Raw genomic sequence first — 22174 nt, forward strand, 5'->3', positions numbered from 1 at the left:
CCTCCTTTAAATTCAATTTATTTTATTATAGGAAATAATATTTGTTAATTCTATCCAAAATATAGTACACTTTAAGACAATATTAGTGTTCTGGCAAAGGAGAGTTGTATGGTCTTATTTGAAAAACATGGAATGGAGGGGGAAGAATTCTTTCATTTTTTTCCTTTGAAGAATTATAGCTTTCCCCTTCATTTTCACCGCGCATATGAAATGATCTATGTTAATGATGGACAGCTATATGTATCCATTGATCAAAAAGAGTATCTTTTGAAGGAAAATGATCTGGTCTTTATCTTTATAAATCAAATGCATGAATTTAAGACCATCGATTACTCTAATATTACAATCATCCTTTTTTCGCCAGAGTTGATCGGCGACTTTTTTATGAATTTAAAAGGCTTAATTCCAAATGACAGTGCATTGCATTTGGAGAGAGCTATTGATTTTAGTAAGCTGAATTCAATCTATAGCCAGAAAAGTTTTTTATATGCTGTTTGTGCTGATCTGATAAATCAGAAATCGTTTACCCTAGTTAAGCAATCACCTCAGACAAAGGTGCTCTATAAGATGCTGCTTTATGTAGAGGAAAGTTATTCTACTGATTGCACATTAAAAGACATTGCAAAACATCTGCAGTATGACTATCCTTATCTATCAAAGTTGTTTGCCCAACAAATGAACATGACCTTCACGGACTACTTAAATCATTATCGGATTTCACAGGCATGCTATTTGCTGAAAAATTCCCAGCAGGCGATTGGTGAAGTTGCAATCAAGTGTGGTTATAACAATTTAAGAACCTTTCATCGTAACTTCAAGGAAATAACCAGGAGAGCGCCTAGAGAATATCGAGCAATGGACTAAAGAAGAACGGCATAAGCATAAGGTGAATGCGTTGAGCACTTTGTTGACCTTCAGCTTAAACTAGCTGGTGATTATGTTGAAAATATAATCATTAATTCTCAACAATCTTCAGATCATAATTTACGATCCTTCTAATCCAAAGTTTTGCTAGCAATAAATTAGAAAATCCATAAACGCAGCCATCCAATTACCAAGAATTTTTCTACATGACGCACACCATTTTAAATCGGTTATGTGAACAGGTGCGGCAATCCCTTGTCATCTAAAAGCCGTGATTTACGAGGGCTTATCAGAATATCTGGTGAGTGGTTTCAAAGGGTTCGTTTCCTGTCTGGTCACAGGGTAGAAGCTCACTCGGTTGTGATGCGCTCGGCAACAAAAACGATTCGATTCGTACACAGTATACATCACACAACAAATGTTTTCGGTACGTTCGCTGTGGCAGTATTCACTTCATTCTTAAGGGTCAAGTCGCCAAAACTTAAAAATAGCAAGTCTCTGTCAACTTAGAGACTTGCTATTTTGTGTTTTCGGTTCATTAAATTTTGTGAAAAAAAATAGTTCCAAAGTTATGAATTTTCTAAAAATTTATACTTTTAACAGCCGAAGGGCACTGCGGTTGGTACGTCATGTCGGAACGAGGAGATTGATTCAAAAAAATTGGTTGGTAAACTTGAGCTTTGAGTTAATAAAAAAATGTCGGATGACAAAAGCCATGTTGCATTAGGAGCCGCCTAAATGACGGCTTTTTTGTTTTAAGAAATCAAGTTCATGCTCCGAGCCAAGGACAAGAACTTGATTATTCCATTGCCGATTAGATATCTACCTATTTAATGCTCACTATACCGACCATCCAGTTGTCGCAGGAGCAGACGACCTCATTCTGGAGCGGTTGAAGCGAGGTTCGTTGACTGTCAAATAAGAAGCCCTTAGTGAGCTTTTTTTAGACAATTCTTTAATAGATAACCCAATTTATAAATTTATACTGTGCAGCTTTGAAAAAGCTCAATAAACTTCTGAGCTGCTGAAGAAAGGGGCAAGTCTTTTTTGATAGCAATACTTAAAAACCTTTTAGGTATGATTTCTTGGATGGGCACTATGAATAGCTGTTGTTGATCCAAATCGCTGCGAACAAAATCCTCGATTACACACGATATGCCCAAACCTTTTTTAGCAAACTCAATTAACAGTTCCATGGTACTCAGTTCTATTTTAGGTATTACTTTTAAGCCATATGAAGTGAAAAAGTTGTCAATATATTTTCTTGTATTAAGTCCTTTCTGCATGAGAATGATCGGGTAATTTACTACTAGTTCTTTTAAGAATATTGGTTTATCACATATTTCTTTAAATCTCTCACCTACTACAAAACAATCTTGTATTTCTATTTTTCCAATCACCGTCAGAGAATCTCTGCTTCCGTTCAGATTGATGATTCCTATGTCAACTTCGCCTGACTCTAGCTGCTTAATTGTAGAATGAGTAGATTGATCTTTGATATAAATCTCGATATTAGGGTAAGCCAAGGAGAATGTCTCTAGGTATTGCATCAAGAAGTTACTACAAGCTGTTGTGCTTACGGCTATTCTTAGTTGGCCAGCATCTAAATTCCTTAATTCCAAAAATTTTCTTTCAGCCGCCTGTAATAACTCATAGCTTTGTTCTACATATTGATATAATATCTCTCCTTCCGCAGTAAGGGACACTCCTTGTGCCCTTCTATGGAACAACTGTCCACCTAGCTTATTTTCAAGCAGTTTTATGGACTGACTAACTGCCGATTGTGATGTAAATAGTTCCTTTGCCGCATTAGACATACTTCCAGCTTTTACTGTGATATAGAAGATCTTATAGAGTTCATAATTAATATCCATATAAGTATTTAGTATACCTCCTATACTTATTATTAATTTTACTTATTATACTGCGTGAATTATACTCGGGTTGTCAATGATTAATCGATAAATTGAGAAGGTGATCAATCTAGTATTCCCATATTTAAGATATATTATTGACTCATCTGTAGGAGATATTCAATCTTCAGAATTTGAGAGGGGATAATACTGTGAGGCGGGATTACTTTTGCAATGGACACACTTGAAACCGTTCTTTTGGTATTTTCTTTTCTCGTGGTTCTAAAATCGGATAAACGATTTATTGAAGCACTTCGTTCAATTTCAGATTGGCTAATTGATCAAAGTAAGAGAAAGGGGAAAATACATGGCTATCATATTCATAATTTTCGCATTATTGGCAGGAATGGCCTTGCCTACACAATTTAGTGTTAATGCGCAGCTAAGGACAGTGGTGGGATCACCTATTGTTGCTTCGGCCATTTCTTTTACAGTAGGTGCCATCTCATTAATAATCATATCTTTTTTTGTAAAAGGATCGTTGTTCAAAAAAGAATGGTTTGAAGCTCCCTGGTGGATGTGGACAGGAGGACTACTGGGTGCTTTCTATGTATTGGCGACAACCATTCTCATGCCCAGAATAGGAGTAGCAGCTACGGTTGGATACGTTTTAGCTGGACAAATAATCGTGTCGGTGATCATTGATCATTTTGGATTAATTGGTGCTAGTATGCACACTTTGAATATTCCTCGATTATTGGGAGCTCTTTTGGTAATTGCAGGAGTCTTTATCGTACAAAAATTTTAAATACATTTGGGGGAAACGTACATGAGCAAAATAAGAAAAGACTTTCTGTGGGGAGGAGCTATTGCTGCTAATCAAGTAGAAGGTGCACATCACAGGGATGGAAGAGGGTTAAGTACCGCTGATATTCAGCCGTTTATTCCAGGAGCTGATCCTATTGATCTACATTTTAATAACATGGATTCAGAAACATACGAAAAATACAAACATGGGACATACTATTTCCCTAAGCGCCAAGGAGTACATTTCTACGAACGATACCGTGAGTATATCGATGCGTTAGCAGACATGCATGTAAAAACATTGCGGTTGTCTATTTCTTGGAGCAGGATTTTTCCGAATGGAGATGATACCGCTCCAAACGAGCAGGGTTTGGCCTTCTATGATCGATTATTTGAGTACATGAAAGAAAAAAATATTGAGCCAATCGTCACGATTTTCCATTATGAAATGCCTTTAAATTTGGTTGAGCAATATGGCGGTTGGACAAACCCGAAACTGATTGATTTTTTCGTGAAGTATGGGGAAACCGTCCTGCAAAGATATCATCAAACCGTTAAATATTGGATCATTATCAATCAAATTAACCTTGTCCACAAAGAGGCATTTGCCTCCCTTGGCATACTGAAAGATAAAGTTGATCATTACGAGCAGTCTCAGTTTCAAGCGGTTCATCACCAATTCGTTGCTTCTGCAAAGATTACTGAGTATGGGCACAAGCTAAATCCATCCCTTCAAATGGGAATGATGTTGGCCGATACGTTAACCGCCCCTTATTCATGTGAACCTGCAGATGTCGAACTGAATTTCAGACGGAATCGAATGCAATATTTCTACAGCGATGTTCTGATTCGAGGAGAGTATCCAGAATATGCATTGACGTATTTCGAAGACCATGACATCCAGCTGGAAATTACGGAATCGGAGAAAGAGTTGCTTTGGAACAATACAGCCGATTTCCTTGCAGTCTCTTATTACTGGTCAAATACTGTTAAAGCTAGTGAGAATACGATGGACCCTAATTCTACTGTGAAAAATCCCCATTTGAAAGCGAATCGCTGGGGCTGGTCTATAAATGCTTCAGGATTATATCTCTGCATGTCTAAGTATTGGGACAGGTATCATGTTCCCATGATGGTGGCTGAAAATGGTCTTGGATTTAAAGATGTTTTAACAGCGGACAATAAAGTTCATGACGATTATCGCATCGAATACCACCAGGAGCATATTGCAGCACTGAAAGAGGCAATACATGAAGGGGCAGATGTTTTTGCCTATTGTACCTGGGCCCCTTTCGACATCATCAGTGCAGGTACTGCTGAAATGAGCAAAAGATATGGCTTTATTTATGTGGACTATGATGATGAAGGTAATGGAAATGGGCAATTCCATTATAAAGATAGTTTTTACTGGTATAAGCAAGTTATTGATACAAACGGCGAGGATCTTCATAGAACCACCAACGATTAGGATGAGAATCACTAAATGATGAAGGCACCCCCGGATCATTTTGTATCGTTTCAGTAGTACGGTATGTGGAAAATGGTCCGGGCATTTATAATAGGGGGGACAACTATGAGTTATCAAAAATTGGCAAAGGATATTCTGGATGGCGTAGGAGGAAAAGAGAATGTAAATGCGGTGTGGCATTGTGCCACTAGATTGAGATTTAAATTAAATGATGTGAGTACTGCAGATACCAAAAAGATTGAAAACACAGATGGGGTCATTACCGTCGTCAATAGTGCCGGACAGTATCAGGTGGTTGTTGGTAATTCCGTTGCTCAAGTCTATGATGCACTAACATCATTACCTGGAATGGCATTACATGCTTCTAGCAACAATGAAAGCGCTTCAGAAAAACGAACTGAGAAATTTAATCCTGTCAGTCAGTTGATGGATTTTGTTTCGGCCGTATTTACGCCATTTCTGGGAGCCTTGGCTGGATCCGGAATTTTGAAAGGCATTCTAGCTTTATTTACAACAATGAACTGGATATCGACTGACAGTGGTGCGTATAAAATATGGAATGCAGCAAGTGATGCCATTTTCTATTTTTTGCCGATTTTCTTGGCATTTACTGCGGCCAAGAAGCTTAAAGTCAACCCATTCGTAGCCGTTTCGTTAGCTGGTGCACTCATTCATCCGTCTTTAGTAGAGATCGTATCCAATTCACAAACGATTGATTTCTTTGGCATACCGATCATACCAATTACGTATACGGCGTCTGTGTTTCCCATTCTGTTGTCGATTTGGGGCCTCTCTTACTTGGAACCTTTGTTGAACAAATTCTTTCCGGAATCAATTCGTAATATGCTAACCCCTCTGGTTTCTCTAGTGATCATGTTGCCTCTAACTTTGGCTGTTATCGGCCCTCTAGGCACAAAGATCAGTGACCTGTTCGCCATGGTATTGTTAGCAATCTTTGGTTTCTCCCCATTACTTGCTGGGTTGGTTTTAGGAGCGTTCCATCAGTCGATTGTCATTTTCGGAGTCCATTGGGCGCTGATTACGCTGATGATAAACAATGTCGCTAATCAAGGATACGACCAATGGTTGCCGATTGTATGTGCAGCCGTACTTTCTCAAGCAGGTGCTGCTCTAGGCGTATTTTTGAAAACCAAGGATGCCAGAATCAAAGGCCTATCGGGTTCTGCAGCAATCACAGCCATTTTTGGTATCACTGAACCGGCAATTTACGGCGTAACCCTTAAATTAAAGCGTCCATTCTACTGTGCAATGATCGCTGCTGGTATTGGAGGTGCTGTCATTGGATCGTTTGAAGTACATGCATCCACATTTACATTTCCTAGCTTGTTGGCTATTCCAACTTATTTAGGCCAAGGTTTCATTGGAGAAGTCATCGGATTGATTATTGCATTCTTTGGAGCCGTCATTTTAACTTATTTCTTCGGTGTTTCGAATAAGAGTGTGACGAATTTGAGTGATCAAGCAAATCCAAACGAGGTTGTGGTACCTGTGAATGGCCAAATTGTTCCTTTAAGCAGTGTAAGCGATGAGGTGTTTGCTTCTGAAGCGATGGGTAAAGGAGCAGGGATTGTTCCAATTAGCGGAATTGTTACAGCTCCGGTAAACGGAACGGTAAGCAGCGTGTACAAAACCGGGCATGCGATTGGCATTGTATCTGATTCCGGTATAGAACTTTTGATTCATATCGGTATTAATACTGTGAAATTAAAGGGACAACACTTTAAACCATTGGTTAAGGAAAATGATAGAATTGGCATTGATGACAAATTAGTTGAGTTTAACTTGGAGCAAATTAAGGCTGCGGGTTATGATCCTACGGTAATGGTTATTGTTACGAATTCATTTAATTATGATCAAGTGCATGTGAATCTGGAGGATCCAAATTCAAAACAGTTATTACATGTGATTCCTGCAAAACCTAGCGTTTCATCTTCAAATTTGGTTTAACACAGGACAGCATGGATTTGATCTTGGAAGTAAATTGAAAAAACGTATAACAGCCAGCTATAGCTATTATAGCTGGCTTTTTTTAGTAGATAGTTCCGTTGCTAACGAAGAAAAGGATTAAGAAATTACGAATGCTTGGGTAGTTCAGCAAAGGATTGGACAATAAGGTCTCGAAATAGCCTTATCGACTTCGAGAGGTAATGAGTTTGCTTCTAGGACAATGTAATTCAAAGCCTCTAGAACACGTTCAGCACCAATTGCAAATGTGAACCACATCTGTTGTTCCTCCAACACTCATAACGAAAAATTTTAATGCAAACGTGCTTAGTAGTCTCCCCTTCGAAAAGGTATTAGCCGAATGGTGAACAGAATGTTTCTGTAGACTGAAGATCCTTTAGTATGAATTTCAAGTGTTCTCTAGCTGATTGATTCAATGGTTGTAAGGGCAAAGGAAGACTGGGACTTGAGATCAAGCCACTTATTTCTGCTGCTGCTGAAATAACGCGAAGGCTGCCATATTGACGAAATAACGACCAAAGCGGTTCAAGTAGCGCCGAGAGTTGTTTCGCTTCTTCAGCAAAACCGGACTGGGCCAAACGGGTCATTTTTTGGCACGCCCTTGGAAACAAACCACCAAGAACTGAGTACCATACTTCACAGCCTGCATCCAAGCCAGTGACTGCGGATGAGTCTCCACTTACTCCTATAGTTACATGGGGAGGAATGGCCGGTCGCAGTTTTCTAATGCGTGCCTTGGCTGCTTCAGGATCAGAAGGCACTCCAGGAATCTTGATAGAACGAACGTTAGGCAGCTCAGCAATCCGACCGTGCAACTCATCACTGAAATGAAAATGTGTAGTCCCCGGATTATCATATACGCAGAGCGGAATAGAGAGCGAGCTTGTCACCTGTTCATACAACGAATATACCTCTTCATTTGTTAATGCCTGGTAAGAAACAGGAGCTAACAGCACTGCGCTTGCTCCTGCTCTTTGTGCATCTTCCGCTAATCGAAGTACTTCAGAAGTACGAATCGCACTTATACTTGTCATCACGGGAATCCCTTCAGATGAATGGACAGCAAGTCGAAGCACACGTAAACGTTCTTCTCGATTAAGATATGCATAATTTCCAGTTGAACCCAATGCACCAATTGAGTCTACACCAGCTGCAACTAATCGTTGAATTAGTGTCACAAATGCTTTTTCGTTAATACCTGTCTCGTTAACTGGCGTGAGTGGAAAAGCAGATAATCCACAGAACATAAAGCTACACTCCTTTATTAATTGACCTTCAAAATACAAACACATTATAAAAATGAATTAGACACAATTAAAGTACCAATTGAGAGACAAATAACAGTACCAATTCTTCTAGACAAACTTAAGATCGAAACAAAGAGATATGAGCATCAAGCTTCAGTCTCAACTTGGATATTACATCTTTTAACAGATCAGGTTAGTTGAACAACATAAAAAGCATTCTATATAGAATGCTTTTTATGTTTCTCATGATTTAGTGATGTATGAGAGTGTGTTAATATGCGGTCAAGTACGTTTTCAGTAAGTGGCATAAAGTAATTGAGTATTAGCCCCCCTAAACAAACGGTTAACAAAGTTCCAATGCCAATGGGTCCATTTAAAATGACTGCTATGATCAAGAATATAAGGTAGATGAGTGTTCTCGAAAAAAATAGATTTGTTCTAGTTAATTCTTGTATGATTAATGTTAATCGGTCAACTGGAATTGGTGCAAAATTTGTCTGTAAATATGTTGCAGTTCCTAATCCTACAACAACTAAACCAATTCCAAAACAAACAACTTTGCTGTACCATAGTTCAGGTATTATTAAATTGTGTAATAAAAAAAGCCACATATCAATACCAATACCCGTTATAAATGCTGTTAACAACCCCAAAACTTCAGGTCTTTGTCTTTTTAAAAGCGAATTACAACATATCAATATTATAGCTATTATGATTTCCCAACTTCCCACAGTAAGCCCCACATTTATGGACAGTCCTACCAAAAGTGCATCAAAAGGTGAAGTCCCAAGGTCTGATTGTATAGTGAACGAAATTCCAAGGGATAATATAAAAATTCCTAATACGAAAAAAACATATTTCACTTTACTCGACCTCTTTAACATAATTTTATGTTGCAAATGCAATAAAAATAAGGTAAATTCAATATATATCATTTTTATTGCATTTGCAATAAAATAGGGGCGAAGGAGTTAACTATGAAGGAAGTGCTTCGTGAAATTGGAATGATCGCAAGGGCATTAGATTCTATAAGTAATATAGAATTTAAAGAATATGACCTTACAAAAGGGCAGTATTTGTACCTTGTGCGAATATGTGAAAACCCAGGAATCATTCAAGAAAAGTTAGCTGAGATGATAAAAGTAGATCGAACAACTGCATCTCGTGCTATAAAAAAACTTGTAATTAATGGATTTATTGAAAAGAAAGAAGATAACCATAACCAAAAAATTAAAAAACTCTATCCAACAGATAAAGGAAACAATGTATATCCTTTTATAAAAAGAGAAAATGATTATTCCAATAACATTGCATTAGAGGGATTTTCGGAAAGAGAAGTAGAAACCATTTTCAATCTTCTTCAAAGAGTAAGAGAAAATATAGGGGATGACTGGGAATTTGTAAAAAAGGGGAACAAAAGAAATTATTGATTTACATGAAGGAGAGATGCATTAAAGTGACTGTGAAAATAATAAAGTGCAGCCGTGAAGATTTACAAATACTCCAAGAAATAAGTATTGAAACATTCAACGATACTTTTAAAGATCAGAATTCACCTGAAAATATGAAAGCCTATTTGGAAAGAGCATTTAACTTTAAACAGTTGGAGGAGGAATTGTCCAACGTCTCTTCAGAAATCTTTTTCATCTATTTCAATGAAGAACTGGCTGGATATTTAAAGGTAAATATGAATGACGCCCAATCCGAAAAACTGGGTGATGAGTCGCTCGAAATTGAGAGGATTTATATAAAAAATAAATTTCAAAAACATGGGCTTGGTAAATATCTGCTAAATAAAGCTATAGAAATTGCGATGGAACATAATAAGAAGAAAATCTGGCTCGGTGTATGGGAAAAAAATGAAAACGCCATTGCTTTTTATAAGAAAATGGGGTTTGTTCAAACTGGCGTACACTCTTTTTATATGGGTGATGAAGAACAAATTGATTTCATAATGACCAAAACAATAATATAAGTTTAGGATGATATACGAATTCTTATTAATTTTATATTGTAATTTATCAACTAATATGTATAATGTTAACTATAATTGAATTCAAAAATGTTTTCTAGGGTTCCGCGATGTAATATCGGCTGGTCCGAGAGAAAACTCACAGTCGTCGTACTGTGCCACGGAGGGATAAAAGCCTGGGAGAAAAACTGTTGTATGCAGTATTCTCTCAGGCTTTTTTTATTGCTGCTATAAATCCATACTACATTTGCAACATTATCAAAAAGGAGGAAGCACAGAATGAACAAGACATGGTTATCTGTTGTAATTGCGGCATTATTTGAAGTTGGATGGGTCATCGGCCTGAAACATGCCAGCGGATGGTTAGAGTGGGGGGGCACTTTAGTTGGAATTTTAGTAAGTTTCATACTCATGATTATGGCTTCCCGTACGCTTCCGGTAGGTACGGTGTATGCAGTGTTTGTCGGGTTGGGAACGGCCGGCACTGTATTGGCAGAAATTTTGTTGTTTGATGCTGAGGTACAGGGATCTAAATTGTTGCTAATCGGGGTGCTTCTGCTCGGAGTTGTAGGGCTCAAAATACAGAGCAAAGAGAAGAAACAAGGAAAAGAGGTGCACTGACGTATGAACTGGGTATTTCTAATTTTGGCAGGCGTATTTGAGATGATGGGAGTTCTTATGATTAATAAGCTCCATAAAGATCGGAATTTCCTGTCTGCTTTTTACTTGCTTGCAGGCTTTGGATTGAGCTTCTTGTTTCTATCCCTGGCCATGGAAACACTACCCATGGGAACGGCCTACGCTGTCTGGACCGGTATTGGGGCTTCTGGCGGGGCCATGTTGGCCATGATCTTTTACAGTGAACCGCGTAATACCGCGAGAATTCTGTTCATTGCGATGGTACTCGGTTCAGCAGTTGGCCTAAAGCTGGTAAGCTGATTAATGATGGAATTAGACATACTGGTCATCTTAGAACAGCAGCGAACTATCTGAATGCTTATGGGCTATCATTAAATTTAAAAATAGAAAGAAAAGACCAGCGTGCAGACAAAGTATCGATAAGAAATTTTGTCTGCATGTTTTTTTGCATTTGCTTACCCTTCTATACTCTGATCTTTAGGATCGCCGCGTTGTGTTTTCAGTTTTAGAAAATGAAGAGTCATTTGAAGCTTCAGACGAATATCACCATCGCTTAGATCAATCTTGAAAAGCTCACGTATCCTGTTGATTCGATAGAACAAAGTATTTCTATGAATAAAAAGTGTTTTAGCAGCAATATTTGGAGTGTCCACATATTGAAGATAGGCTTCAAGGGTAGACAGCAAACTTGTTTTGTGGGCATTGTCATAAGCAATTAACTTTTGGATAACTGGATGGCAGAAGTCAGCGAGATCGTTCTGTTCCGATATGATTTTTCCAATATGCTCGCAGAGATAGTCCTCATACATATACACTGGCTTGTTAGAATTAAGTTGGAAACCAATCTCAATGGCGGTTAGGCATTGCTTATAATATTTTCGCAAAAAAGTTAAATGACTAAAGCAGTCACTCAGCGAAGCAGTTAGTCCGTTTACTTGGAGAAATTCCAGAATACGTTTGTCTTCAGCAATGATTTTACAGGATGAATCAACAAGGGAAATGAGAAATACAATACGTCCCTGATATACGATCCAACGGCTATCCGGAAGTAATTGGATCATATGCTGTGCAACCAGCTGAACTTTCCCGTCAAAAAAGCCGTTCTTCAGGTCTGTCAAGGTCAGCACTCTCAGGTAAGGTGTAAGAGTCCATTCCAGATGAGCCAGTCGCATTGCGATGACATTAGCATCATTGAGCTCGCCTGTAAGCAGTTCGGAAAGCAAAAAACTATGCATCATTCCTTGATTGCAATTATAAAAGTCGTTCTTTTGCAATTCTACCGAAACTAGCTCACAAAGAAATTGTACGAGTTCAAAATCAATATCTGTAAATTTACGATCCAGTTCCATAACACTGACCTGCGCGAATTCTATACCATGTACGTACACAAAAGCTGTTATCCAACAGTCGTTGGTCTCGGGATCGCGTGAATAATAAGGAATAAGAGCCATACGGGTCAGTTCGTACAGATTGGATTTCTTCATGCTCTCAATATTACTGTCAAGAATATAACCCAAATTTCGCTGCTGTTCGATATCAGGTCGGCTGGGGATGGGGGCCTGACACATAGCGAGTAACTTATAGCCTGCGTCGACAATGATTACCGGATTACCAAAGATGCGGGAGGCCTCGTTTGTCAAGTATTGTAAACCTTTGTTTGAGTAAAGTGCGGATATCAGAGTGTGCATATGCTCAATGAGCCGATTCTCATGAGCAAGTATAGATGAAATCTTTCCCGAAAGATCCAGCAGATCCAGTCCATTTGGCAGAAGGGTAAGACAAGTATAAGAGTCTACAAGTGCATCACAATCCTGAATGCAGAAAAGAGGAGTGTCTGTAGGAAAGTCCTTTGGCAAATCCGAAAGCTTGCCTATATAAGCGGTGTCAGCCTGGAAAATGGAACTCAACCGCAGGATAGTAAATTCACTGATTTCTTTTGTTTGCATGGCCTCTTCGGGCAAGGAAAGATAACAGTCGCTAAGTTTTCTGATTATTTTTTGAATTTTCACGAGAGCAGCCTCCAAAAGCTTTTTAATCCTTGTGCAATATTACAAAACATCGTCACTATATTGGACCATATTTAAATTCCAGCACATGGGATATAACGTTTTTATTATATATACTGAAATTATTACACGCTGCAATAAATGACACTTTAATCAAAAAATGAGTAATATTGTTTAAAATCAGAACTCTGTGAGGGAATAGTTTTGGAATTATGTGAGGAAATTTATGCGAAATTAGTGGAGAAAGCTGAAACTCTCGCATGGATTTGCTTCAGGATCTATGCCTAATAAATACAAATTGCAGGAGGATATTAATGAAAATTTTAGGGATCAGTTGCGGTAGAAGGATGAGTAATTCAGAAATCCTTGTGAAGGAAGCTCTGATGGGTGCTGAAGAGATAGGTGCCGAGGTAGAGCTTATACGTCTTAATGACCTGCAAATTAAACCTTGCACCGGTTGTAATGCTTGTGTAGTCAGCCTGCTTGAAAAGTGTGGCTCAGGAGATTGTGTGATAAAGAACGATGATTATGGATTTATTGAAGAAAAAATAATGGAATGCGACGGGTTAATTGTGAGCTCAGCCATTTATGAGAAGAGTCCGAGTGGACTGTTGAAGACTCTGAATGACCGGATGGGCCCTTCCCATGATATTGCCTTCCGAATGATTGCCAAGAAGCAACGCGAAGAAAGAGGAATAACTACTGGTAAAGGCCCAGATGAAAGAAGCTTTAAACAAAGAGTGGCTTCTCTTATAGCTGTAGGTGGGAGTGAGTGGGACACACTTGCTCTGCCGATGCTCCATCTTTTCACGCTGCCGATGCAAATCAATGTTGTAGACAAAATGCTGGTTAATTGGGTTGGCTTGCCTGGATCAGTAGTCTTTAAAGAAAATGAATTGAACAGAGCTAGGCAATCTGGTCGTCATGTGGCTGAAACACTAATGAATCCGAATACGGAAGCGAAATATATTGGCGAATCTGGTTTATGTCCAATCTGTCATTCCAAACTCGTTGAAATCAGAAATCATGATGATAATTATCCTGCAATATGCGGAATTTGCGGTGTAAAGGGCACTTTGGAGGTTGAACAAGGCAAAGTTAAATTCAATGTCGCGGAGGAAGATAGAGCGCATTCTCATGTTCTAATCTCTGGGAAATTCGAGCATGCGGATGAATTATATAAAGTTTCATTAAAACCTAATTCCAAGGCTGGAGAATTGCCTGAAAGATTAAAAAAATACAAAAACTATTTATCTTATTCCAGACCTGCTCGTAATTGATATTCCGAATAAAGTGCTTATTCTTTTTTTGAAAGGCTGGGAGCGAATTTGGCTGGTAAGATGCTTGCTGAAGCAGGCATGGTTGGAGCTGGTCTAAACGGCGTCAGTTTTTCATCTTACACACTCTTTTGGTTTATAGGACCTAAGATCATTAATGATAATTTAGTTGTTGGGAAAACTTCAAAAAGTATCACTCTGGAATATTACTTACTTATGTAAAGACCAGTCAGATGCAATAAGGTTCTGAACATAAATCCTTTGTTGCTGTAACTAACCGCATCACCTGGATCAATCCCTAAAAATTGACCTGACACTAATCGTTAAACTCCTTCGAAAAGATTCATCAGACTAGCTCCAATACGTGAACTAATCACCTACACAGTTCTTCAGGGACTTTCATGAGGCAGCCTTTTGAGGTGCTCGTTCTTGAGAATCCCCCGTTCGGGCGTGTACTTTCGTACAATTGACTTTGATTTAGAATTTGATCCATACTTCAGATGAACGGTTGTTCAAAAAAACATTGGAGGGATTTTTCATGCGTTTGGGAGGAAAAGTTGCGGTCATTACAGGCTCAGCATCAGGAATGGGGAAAGCAATTGCAGAATTATTTGCAAAAGAAGGCGCAAGTGTTATTGTTTCAGACCTGAACATTGAAGGAGCTGAATCGGTTGCAGCAGGAATTAAATCAGCTGGCGGAACCGCCGTCGCAGTAAAAACCAATGTTGCTGATTTAAATGATATTCATGCTATGATCGATACTGCTGTTAATGAATTCGGAACTCTCGATATTTTAGTTAACAATGCGGGCGTTATGGATAACATGGCGCCTGTAGGAGATGTGGACGACGAGACATGGGATTTTATATTCGATGTTAACACAAAAAGCGTTATGCGTTCGATTCGAAAAGTTATCCCGATCTTCCTGGATAAAGGGAATGGAGTGATTATAAATACGGCATCTACGGGCGGCTTCAGCGGCGCGCATGCGGGCGCTGCTTACACTGCCTCAAAGCATGCGGTAATCGGTATTACGAAAAACACGGGGTTCATGTATGCTCAAAAAGGTATCCGATGCAATGCCATTGCGCCAGGAGCGACAGCCACAAACATTACTTCAACGATTCATAACTTAAATGAGTTTGGCGCGTCCCGAACGAAGGTTACACAAGGCGTAATTCCTCGCGTAGGGCAGGCGGAAGAAATCGCAAAAGTAGCCCTTTTCCTGGCATCAGACGAATCGAGCTTTGTGAACGGGGCTGTTATAGCTGCAGACGCGGGTTGGACGGCAGGCTTCTAATCCACTGTTTAACGAGCACACATGCTTCAAAATATATAATCATCGAAGTAAGATCCTTGCAAGGTTAAAGTAATATTCAATTGAAAGAGATGTAATGTCAAAAATAATGTTATAAAATGACAGGAGCGTTGACACACGATCCCGTCATTTTTTAGTTATATTTAGATATCATTATCATGAATGTGAGCTGCATATCGTTTTTCTCGTTTTTTGCGATCGAATAAGGAAACACTAGTCACCGCAGATCCCCGAGATTTGCGCGAATATTATCTGAATACATACTACAAGGATGTCGAGGGACAAGAACAAGGTCCCATTGAAAGTCGCTATTTTATCGGCTTTTTTATTTTATCGGTACAGTTCTTGTCCCAAGCCAAGATAATCAATAAAAAACTTACAGTGAACAAACATCAGACGAGGAACATTGACATATGAAAAAAACCATTGGATTTATTGGAGTCGGTAATATTGGAAGTATGATTGCTTGTTTTGCAGTGGCTGCAGGATATGACGCTGTAGGGGATAGGGATGTAACCAATCGTAGTAAGAGGCGATTGATTACATCCCTATTTTTGGCGTGGAGAAATCAATGTGGTCATTAGTGACTTTTCTTCAGAATCATCTGAGGAAGCTCTAGCAACAATCTGTCCATCGTGAGCGGATCATCGAAATTGTACTTGTTCTCGGTAAGAATAATACGGTCGATGCTTTTCGAGTTCCAGTATGGTAACTGCATCAGTCTTCTGTATAACCGGATCGTACGGGGATCGTTATCCATGAGAATAAAATGGGTATCGGCTTCATAGCTACAGGCATGTTCCGGTCGCGTCAGTTGAAAAGGAATGCCTGCCCGGATTAGTTCCTTCACCTTCGGAGGAGGCTGCATGCCGTCAGGGTGGTATACAGTAACTGCAAAGCCTTTCATGCTCATGATGTAGAGATTGCCCTCAACGATGGAAAACACAGCTGCTGTTTGCTTAACATCCATATGCTTCGCCAGGCCTATCCACATTTGTTTACTTGCAGCGCGATGCCGATAAATCCATTGTTGTGCAAGCTTCTGCCGATTCATTAGCTCTGCTGTTTGCATGATTCTTGAATAGACGTGTTCATAGCGATCGATGAGCACGGTTGGGGCAATGGATGCCAATTCTTCGATCCAATCTTGACGGAAACCAGAATGAATGATCAGGTCAGGAAGAAGCTTACGTATTTTGCCCGGTTCACCCAGTAATCCAATATCCTCAATACCATTGATGGAATCCCAGTACAGACCTCTTTTACCTATGATCTCCACATCTGCGCCTATCGGCGTGATACCCAAGGACAATAGATCGCCCAGCGAATAACCAACGGCAACGATCCGTTTGTAAGGAACCTCGGGCATGAGCACGGGAGATGAGCTGACTGAAGCAGCCTCCTCGTACTGGCGGGGAGTGATCCCTTCCGTTTGTCTAAACTTGCGCGAAAAGTAACTCTCATCCTTGAATCCCACGGCTTGGGCAATCTGTGCAATCGTGTCCTCGGTCTGTAACAACAGCCGCTTGGCGTGTTTCATACGAATATCCAACACGTAGTCCAACGGTTTTTTTCCTGTAATGGACTTGAATAAGGTACTGTATTGCCATTTAGCCACACCTGCGATGCTGTACAACTGGCGGGCCGTAATGTTTTGCTGATAGTGAGATTCGATATAAGTGACTGTATGCTTCACCGCTTGAATGTTATCGGATATTTCCGTATTCCGTCGAATGTTTTCCATCAGGAACAGGAGTAGTTCCTGCAACGCAATCTGCTGTTTCAATCTCGACTCTTCGGGGACGGGAGTGGGGCGCTTCAATGAGAGGTCGAGCGTTCCTGCCAAATCAAGTAACCTTGATTCGTCAGTAATGTTCATGCGCGTCTCGTACGGAATCATGGACAGTAATTCATTGGCTGGTTTCGACTCTCCAAGCCGGTATACACTGAACACGATGACGATGGCCGCCGCGGTATTCAGCTGCGTGGCGGACGATGAAGCCCCCAATGTTTCTTCGTGCGGATCGACGAATTGAATGCTGGCCTGCGCATCAGGTGCAAGCAGTAAGACATCGTTTTTTTCGGTCTGCACGAAATGCTTCCTCAAGTGTAACACACCGGATGTCGACTTAAACACGACGAGGCGATGCGCCCCAGGCGAGCTCGGGATAAGCTGTTTGCAGGACAGCCTGCGGAAAAGGCTCACGCTTTGAGGGATGTATATGTCGTATCCTTCATTCGGCAAAAAGGAAATTTCTTTTCCGTCAATTGTTGAACGTTCCATGTTGTGCTCCTTAACCAAATGTATTTTGAACCGCGGTTCCAAGCAAGACATGCATAGACAAGTCAATTGTCGCAAGCCCGGTTCTGTTTTTTGTGCTATAAAAAATCAGAAATATATCCATTGTTCAATCATACCAAACTCCTTAACATAAATTGAAGATGATTTTCATTCTCATTAATGTTTTAGGGGGCTTTACCATGCGAAAGAGAAAAATGTTCCAAGGCATACTTGTCATGCTATTTATGCTTCTGCTTGCTGTGACAGCGGCATGTTCCAAAAAAGAGGAGGCAGCACCATCTGCGTCAGCTAACGGGGAACAGGAAAGAGCTAAAGAAATAACGGTTTCATGGATGAGGGATTTGGGTCCATCTAATCCGCACGCGTACTATCCATCACAGCTGTTCTCACAATCCATGATTTACGAACCGCTGGTTGAGTACGGCGAAGGGGGAAAAATCAAGCCTCATTTGGCCACCAGTTGGGAGATTAGCGAGGACGGCAAAGAATATACTTTCCATCTTCGGGAGGACGTCCAATACTCGGACGGAACACCGTTCAACGCCGCTAGCGTCAAGCGTAACATAGACGCGATCCTGCAAAACAAGACGACGCATAGCTGGCTGGGAACGGCCAAATTGCTGGATCACCTCGAGCTTGTTGACGAGTACACCGTCAAGCTTGTCATGTCAGAGCCGTACTATCCGGTTTTGCAGGACTTAACGACCGTGCGTCCATTCCGCTTCTTGGCCGATGCAGGCTTCCCGGAAGGGGACAATACGCTGGAAAGCATTCAGTCTCCCATCGGCACGGGGCCATGGATGCTTGAAGAATACAAGCAGGATGAATACAGCGTATTCGTGAAAAACCCGAACTATTGGGGCGAACAGCCTGAACTGGACAAGATCACGGTCCGCATCATACCGGATGCCGAAACTCGGGTACTAGCCTTCGAGAAAGGCGATCTTGATCTCATTTTCGGAGAGGGTTCCATTAGCCTTGACGAATTCACGCGCCTGCAAAAGAACGATGCATTCGAAACGGAAGTATCGGGCCCGTTGGGCACGCGAAACTTAATCCTGAATACGCAGAATGAAAAGCTGACGGATATGCGAGTAAGGCTTGCATTGCATCACGGATTTGACAAGGCTGCGATGGTCAAAGGCATCACGTCTGACGTGGAACAGCCTGCGACGCAGGTGCTAACGACCGATTATCCTTACGTTAGTCAGACGTTCCCTGGATTTGCATACGATGCCTCCAAAGCAGCAGCTTATCTGGACGAGGCAGGATGGAAGGTTCCGGCATCGGGCGGTACCAGGGAAAAGGATGGCGAGAAGCTGTCGTTTGAGCTGATGTACGATACAACTGACCGCATCCAGAAAGCGATGGGCGAGACACTTCAGGCCGAATGGGCTGGACTTGGCGTTAAACTTCAGTTGACGGGACTTGAGCTGACCGAACAGACCAAACGTTTCCGTGAGGGAGACTATGACATGAACTTCTGGTTCAACTCCGGAGTGCCTTACGATCCACATACATTGGTCAATGCGGTAGCGGAGCCTACCTTTGGCGTTGCAGAGGCACATCTCAATATTGAAGGCAAGGCAGAGCTTGACGAACAGATCAGGCAAGTACTGGCTTCCGTTGACGAGAAACAGAGACAAGAGCTTTATGATCAGATTTTACAAAAAGTTCAGGAAGAATCGGTTATTATACCCCTGTCCTATATTCGTCAATATAACGTATACCAGAAAACACTGGATAACGTTTCATTTCCGGAGAGCAGATGGGATCATCCATTTAATAGCATTCACCTAAAATAAAGAAAAGGAAGGGCCACTCATGGCAGGTTATATTTTTAGAAGAGCACTGACGCTGGTTCCACTCGTGCTGTTCGCCACCTTCGTAGCTTTTGTGCTAATGAGGCTCTCTCCGGTTGATCCGGCCGAGGCGTACTTCTCGGTAGCTCATATCAAGCCTAACGAGCAAATGCTACAGGAGAAGAGGGGAGAACTGGGGCTGGACGATCCCTTTATGTCTCAGTACGTTCAATCTGCTGTTCGCATGCTACAGCTAGACCTCGGGACGTCGTACCTGTCCTCCAAGTCTGTCTGGGGAGAGATTTGGCAACGGTTGCCCGCAACGTTGCAGTTGACGGGGAGCAGTATGTTGATCGCTTTCGTAACTGTTGTCACACTAGGGTATCTCTCGGCCGTACACGCCGGGCGGTGGGTAGATTATGCGGTGCGCATTCTTTCCTACATCGGCGCATCCTTACCGCAATTCATGCTGGGTTACTTACTGATCTATCTGTTTGCCCTCCACGGGGACTTGCTTCCCGTGGAAGGAAAGGGCACATGGCAGCATTTGATTTTACCATCATTGACTCTCTCTTTGGCACTTGTGGCAACCTATGCCCGACTGTTTCGCGAGAGTATTCTGGAGCAGATGAAGCAGGCTTACGTGGACTATGCGCATACACGAGGATTAAAGCCGCGCAGCATCATGCTCAGACATGTGGTTCGACTGGCCATCCTCCCCATCATTACCGGATTCGGTATGAATCTAGGTAGGCTTATCACGGGAACGATTGTGGTAGAACGAGTATTCTCCTGGCCCGGTTTGGGGCGGTTTTTCGTGGAATCCATTTTCAACCGCGATTTACCAGTCATTCAGGGCTATGTTTTTTTTGCTGCCTGTCTTTATTTATGTACAAGTCTCCTAACCGATCTTCTGCACATGGCTGCTGATCCGAGGCTTTCCTTGCAAGAAAGGAGCAGGTAGGAATATGAAATTGAAAAGTTTGTTTTTTGGCAAGCGGCTGGTCGTAGGCTTGTGCCTGTTCTTTTTGTGTGTTTGCGCAGTAACAGCTATCTTTGCTCCATGGATAGCTCCCCATGATCCGAATCAGATACGAATGGCTGACAAGCTCGTTCCATCCTCGGCTGAGCATTTACTGGGTACCGACCATTTGGGCAGGGATGTGTTGTCCAGACTCATCTATGGTGTCCGGATTACGTTTGGACTGGTGTTGGGTGTCTTTTCCATATCTGTGCTGGTTGGTGTATCGATTGGCATGTTATCCGGTTACGTAGGCGGTTGGCTGGATCAGCTATTAATGCGGATTTGCGACGGCATGCTTGCATTTCCGAACCTCGTCCTTGTGCTTGGCATCGTTGGTATGCTTGGACCAGGGATATATCAGGTCATTATTGCACTGCTGCTGGTACAGTGGGTGTACTATGCACGTATGACTCGGGGTCTGGTGTTGCATCTGCGTTCCGAGCCGTATTTGCTGGCTGCCCTCATTTGCGGTTCCAGCCGATTAGCGATCCTGAGAAGACACGTTTTTCCGCATATTTTCCCGCAAATTGTGGTGATCGGTACGCTAGAGATGGGGTGGGCCATCATGGATATTTCAGCTCTTTCCTTCCTGGGACTCGGCATTCAGCCGCCTACCGCGGAATGGGGAGCGATGATTAATGAAGGACGCGGCTATTTGCGCGAACACCCTTCCCTAATGCTATATCCGGGATTGTGTATTTTACTTGTAGTCACCGCGTTCAATGTACTGGGGGAGTCGCTCTCCCAACTGCTCGGCGTAAAGAAAGTGAAGGAGAGGAGCACCCGCAATGTTCGAAGAACATCACGTCAGATCGGCAACCCCTGAACCATTGCTTGCACTTCATAATGTCTGTGCCGATGTGATCGAAGACGGCGCTTCTCAACGATTGCTGGATGATGTTTCGTTTTCGTTGCAGCCTGGACGCGTCGTAGGTCTTGCAGGACAGAGTGGCAGCGGCAAAACGCTAACCTGTCGATCGATTCTTCAGCTACTCGATCCTGCCATCCGCATAAACGGCAGCATCAGACTGAGAGGTGATGAACTGAACGGCATGACTGAAGAGCAGTTACGCACCATTCGCGGAAATGATATTGGATATATTGTTCAAAATCCAATGAATGCACTGGTTTCTGTTCATACCATCGGAAGCCAGTTTGTCGAAACGATCCGCACACATGCCCGGTGTAGTAAAACGGATGCGTTGACACTGGCTGTACAGGCACTTGAAAGTGTAAGGCTGCCTGATCCGCTGGAACTTCTCAAACGATATCCGTTCGAGCTTAGCGGAGGCATGCTGCAACGCGTGTTGATTGCGCTAACGATGTGTCTGTCACCCTCCATCGTCATTGCGGACGAGCCCACCACAGCCCTCGATACCATTAATCAATACCATGTATTGGAGGAACTAGAGAGACTGCGGATGAACCAGGACGTTGCCATCCTGCTTATTACGCATGATCTTGACGTCATCGCAGAGATGGCAGACGAGGTCATCGTGATGCATGAAGGACGGATCGTGGAACATAACGACGTATTATCCATATTCAATCGACCACAACATTCCTATACACAAGAATTGCTACGCAGTCGGTTGAATGAATGAACGGA

Annotated in this window: 20 protein-coding genes and 1 riboswitch; of the genes, 15 read left to right on the top strand and 5 right to left on the bottom strand. The window is 41.7% G+C overall.

Annotated elements, in window-relative coordinates:
* Positions 1-108 precede the first annotated feature (108 nt).
* Positions 109-864, top strand: a complete 756-nt coding sequence (locus tag NSS66_RS20550) for a helix-turn-helix transcriptional regulator (protein WP_068938422.1) — start codon at positions 109-111, stop codon at positions 862-864.
* Positions 865-1844: 980 nt separating this feature from the next.
* Here NSS66_RS20550 and NSS66_RS20555 read toward each other — a convergent pair.
* Positions 1845-2738 (bottom strand): LysR family transcriptional regulator, encoded by an 894-nt coding sequence (locus tag NSS66_RS20555; protein ID WP_023988631.1) that lies wholly within the window; start codon positions 2736-2738, stop codon positions 1845-1847.
* Positions 2739-3084: 346 nt separating this feature from the next.
* Here NSS66_RS20555 and NSS66_RS20560 point away from each other — a divergent pair, with 346 nt between their 5' ends.
* The 3 genes from NSS66_RS20560 (at position 3085) to NSS66_RS20570 (ending at position 6960) form a co-directional block, all read left to right on the top strand.
* On the top strand, positions 3085-3525 hold the full coding sequence (locus tag NSS66_RS20560) for a DMT family transporter (RefSeq protein WP_023988632.1): 441 nt from the start codon (positions 3085-3087) through the stop codon (positions 3523-3525).
* 21 nt (positions 3526-3546) lie between these two features.
* A complete protein-coding gene (locus NSS66_RS20565; RefSeq protein ID WP_254349215.1) occupies positions 3547-4992 on the top strand; it encodes a glycoside hydrolase family 1 protein in 1446 nt (481 codons plus the stop codon).
* A gap of 105 nt (positions 4993-5097) precedes the next feature.
* Entirely contained in the window at positions 5098-6960 is a 1863-nt protein-coding gene (locus tag NSS66_RS20570; RefSeq protein ID WP_340959665.1) for a beta-glucoside-specific PTS transporter subunit IIABC, read from the top strand.
* A 350-nt stretch (positions 6961-7310) separates the two neighbouring features.
* Here NSS66_RS20570 and NSS66_RS20575 read toward each other — a convergent pair whose 3' ends face one another.
* Both NSS66_RS20575 and NSS66_RS20580 read right to left on the bottom strand, forming a co-directional pair.
* Entirely contained in the window at positions 7311-8225 is a 915-nt protein-coding gene (locus NSS66_RS20575; RefSeq protein ID WP_340959666.1) for a dihydrodipicolinate synthase family protein, read from the bottom strand.
* Positions 8226-8443: 218 nt separating this feature from the next.
* Positions 8444-9088, bottom strand: coding sequence for a YczE/YyaS/YitT family protein (locus NSS66_RS20580; protein ID WP_340959667.1), 645 nt, complete (start codon positions 9086-9088; stop codon positions 8444-8446).
* 114 nt (positions 9089-9202) lie between these two features.
* Here NSS66_RS20580 and NSS66_RS20585 point away from each other — a divergent pair, with 114 nt between their 5' ends.
* The 4 genes from NSS66_RS20585 (at position 9203) to NSS66_RS20600 (ending at position 11136) form a co-directional block, all read left to right on the top strand.
* Positions 9203-9655 (top strand): MarR family winged helix-turn-helix transcriptional regulator, encoded by a 453-nt coding sequence (locus tag NSS66_RS20585; protein WP_028541269.1) that lies wholly within the window; start codon positions 9203-9205, stop codon positions 9653-9655.
* A gap of 26 nt (positions 9656-9681) precedes the next feature.
* Entirely contained in the window at positions 9682-10200 is a 519-nt protein-coding gene (locus NSS66_RS20590; RefSeq protein WP_340959668.1) for a GNAT family N-acetyltransferase, read from the top strand.
* Between the two features lie 83 nt (positions 10201-10283).
* A riboswitch (guanidine-I (ykkC/yxkD leader) is annotated at positions 10284-10382 on the top strand.
* A 94-nt stretch (positions 10383-10476) separates the two neighbouring features.
* Entirely contained in the window at positions 10477-10818 is a 342-nt protein-coding gene (locus tag NSS66_RS20595; RefSeq protein WP_023988640.1) for a DMT family transporter, read from the top strand.
* A 3-nt stretch (positions 10819-10821) separates the two neighbouring features.
* Positions 10822-11136, top strand: a complete 315-nt coding sequence (locus NSS66_RS20600; RefSeq protein WP_340959670.1) for a DMT family transporter — start codon at positions 10822-10824, stop codon at positions 11134-11136.
* Positions 11137-11291: 155 nt separating this feature from the next.
* Here NSS66_RS20600 and NSS66_RS20605 read toward each other — a convergent pair whose 3' ends face one another.
* On the bottom strand, positions 11292-12845 hold the full coding sequence (locus tag NSS66_RS20605) for a PucR family transcriptional regulator (protein ID WP_340959671.1): 1554 nt from the start codon (positions 12843-12845) through the stop codon (positions 11292-11294).
* A 311-nt stretch (positions 12846-13156) separates the two neighbouring features.
* On the opposite strand from NSS66_RS20605, the gene NSS66_RS20610 reads away from it, so the two are divergent.
* From NSS66_RS20610 to NSS66_RS20620, 3 genes are all read left to right on the top strand, one after another.
* On the top strand, positions 13157-14122 hold the full coding sequence (locus tag NSS66_RS20610) for a flavodoxin family protein (protein WP_053325461.1): 966 nt from the start codon (positions 13157-13159) through the stop codon (positions 14120-14122).
* 48 nt (positions 14123-14170) lie between these two features.
* Complete coding sequence (locus tag NSS66_RS20615) at positions 14171-14341, top strand: hypothetical protein (protein ID WP_023988644.1); 171 nt, start codon at positions 14171-14173, stop codon at positions 14339-14341.
* A 316-nt stretch (positions 14342-14657) separates the two neighbouring features.
* Positions 14658-15419 carry an SDR family oxidoreductase gene (locus NSS66_RS20620; RefSeq protein ID WP_028541265.1) on the top strand — a complete coding sequence of 254 codons (762 nt, stop codon included), beginning with the start codon at positions 14658-14660 and terminating at the stop codon, positions 15417-15419.
* A 598-nt stretch (positions 15420-16017) separates the two neighbouring features.
* Here the strand turns inward: NSS66_RS20620 and NSS66_RS20625 are convergent.
* Positions 16018-17721 (bottom strand): helix-turn-helix domain-containing protein, encoded by a 1704-nt coding sequence (locus NSS66_RS20625; protein ID WP_053325463.1) that lies wholly within the window; start codon positions 17719-17721, stop codon positions 16018-16020.
* Positions 17722-17918: 197 nt separating this feature from the next.
* Here NSS66_RS20625 and nikA point away from each other — a divergent pair, with 197 nt between their 5' ends.
* Genes nikA through NSS66_RS20645 form a run of 4 tightly spaced genes read left to right on the top strand, consistent with a single transcriptional unit; the run spans position 17919 to position 22169 of the window.
* Entirely contained in the window at positions 17919-19544 is a 1626-nt protein-coding gene (gene nikA, locus NSS66_RS20630; RefSeq protein WP_023988649.1) for a nickel ABC transporter substrate-binding protein, read from the top strand.
* Between the two features lie 19 nt (positions 19545-19563).
* Complete coding sequence (locus NSS66_RS20635; RefSeq protein ID WP_053325464.1) at positions 19564-20505, top strand: ABC transporter permease subunit; 942 nt, start codon at positions 19564-19566, stop codon at positions 20503-20505.
* Positions 20506-20509: 4 nt separating this feature from the next.
* A complete protein-coding gene (nikC, locus tag NSS66_RS20640) occupies positions 20510-21391 on the top strand; it encodes a nickel transporter permease (RefSeq protein ID WP_023988651.1) in 882 nt (293 codons plus the stop codon).
* Entirely contained in the window at positions 21354-22169 is an 816-nt protein-coding gene (locus tag NSS66_RS20645; RefSeq protein WP_340959672.1) for an ABC transporter ATP-binding protein, read from the top strand. Before nikC ends, NSS66_RS20645 begins: the two co-directional genes overlap by 38 nt.
* Positions 22170-22174 lie beyond the last annotated feature (5 nt).

This window comes from Paenibacillus sp. FSL R10-2748 (assembly GCF_038005565.1).
Taxonomy (GTDB): Bacteria; Bacillota; Bacilli; order Paenibacillales; family Paenibacillaceae; genus Paenibacillus; species Paenibacillus polymyxa_B.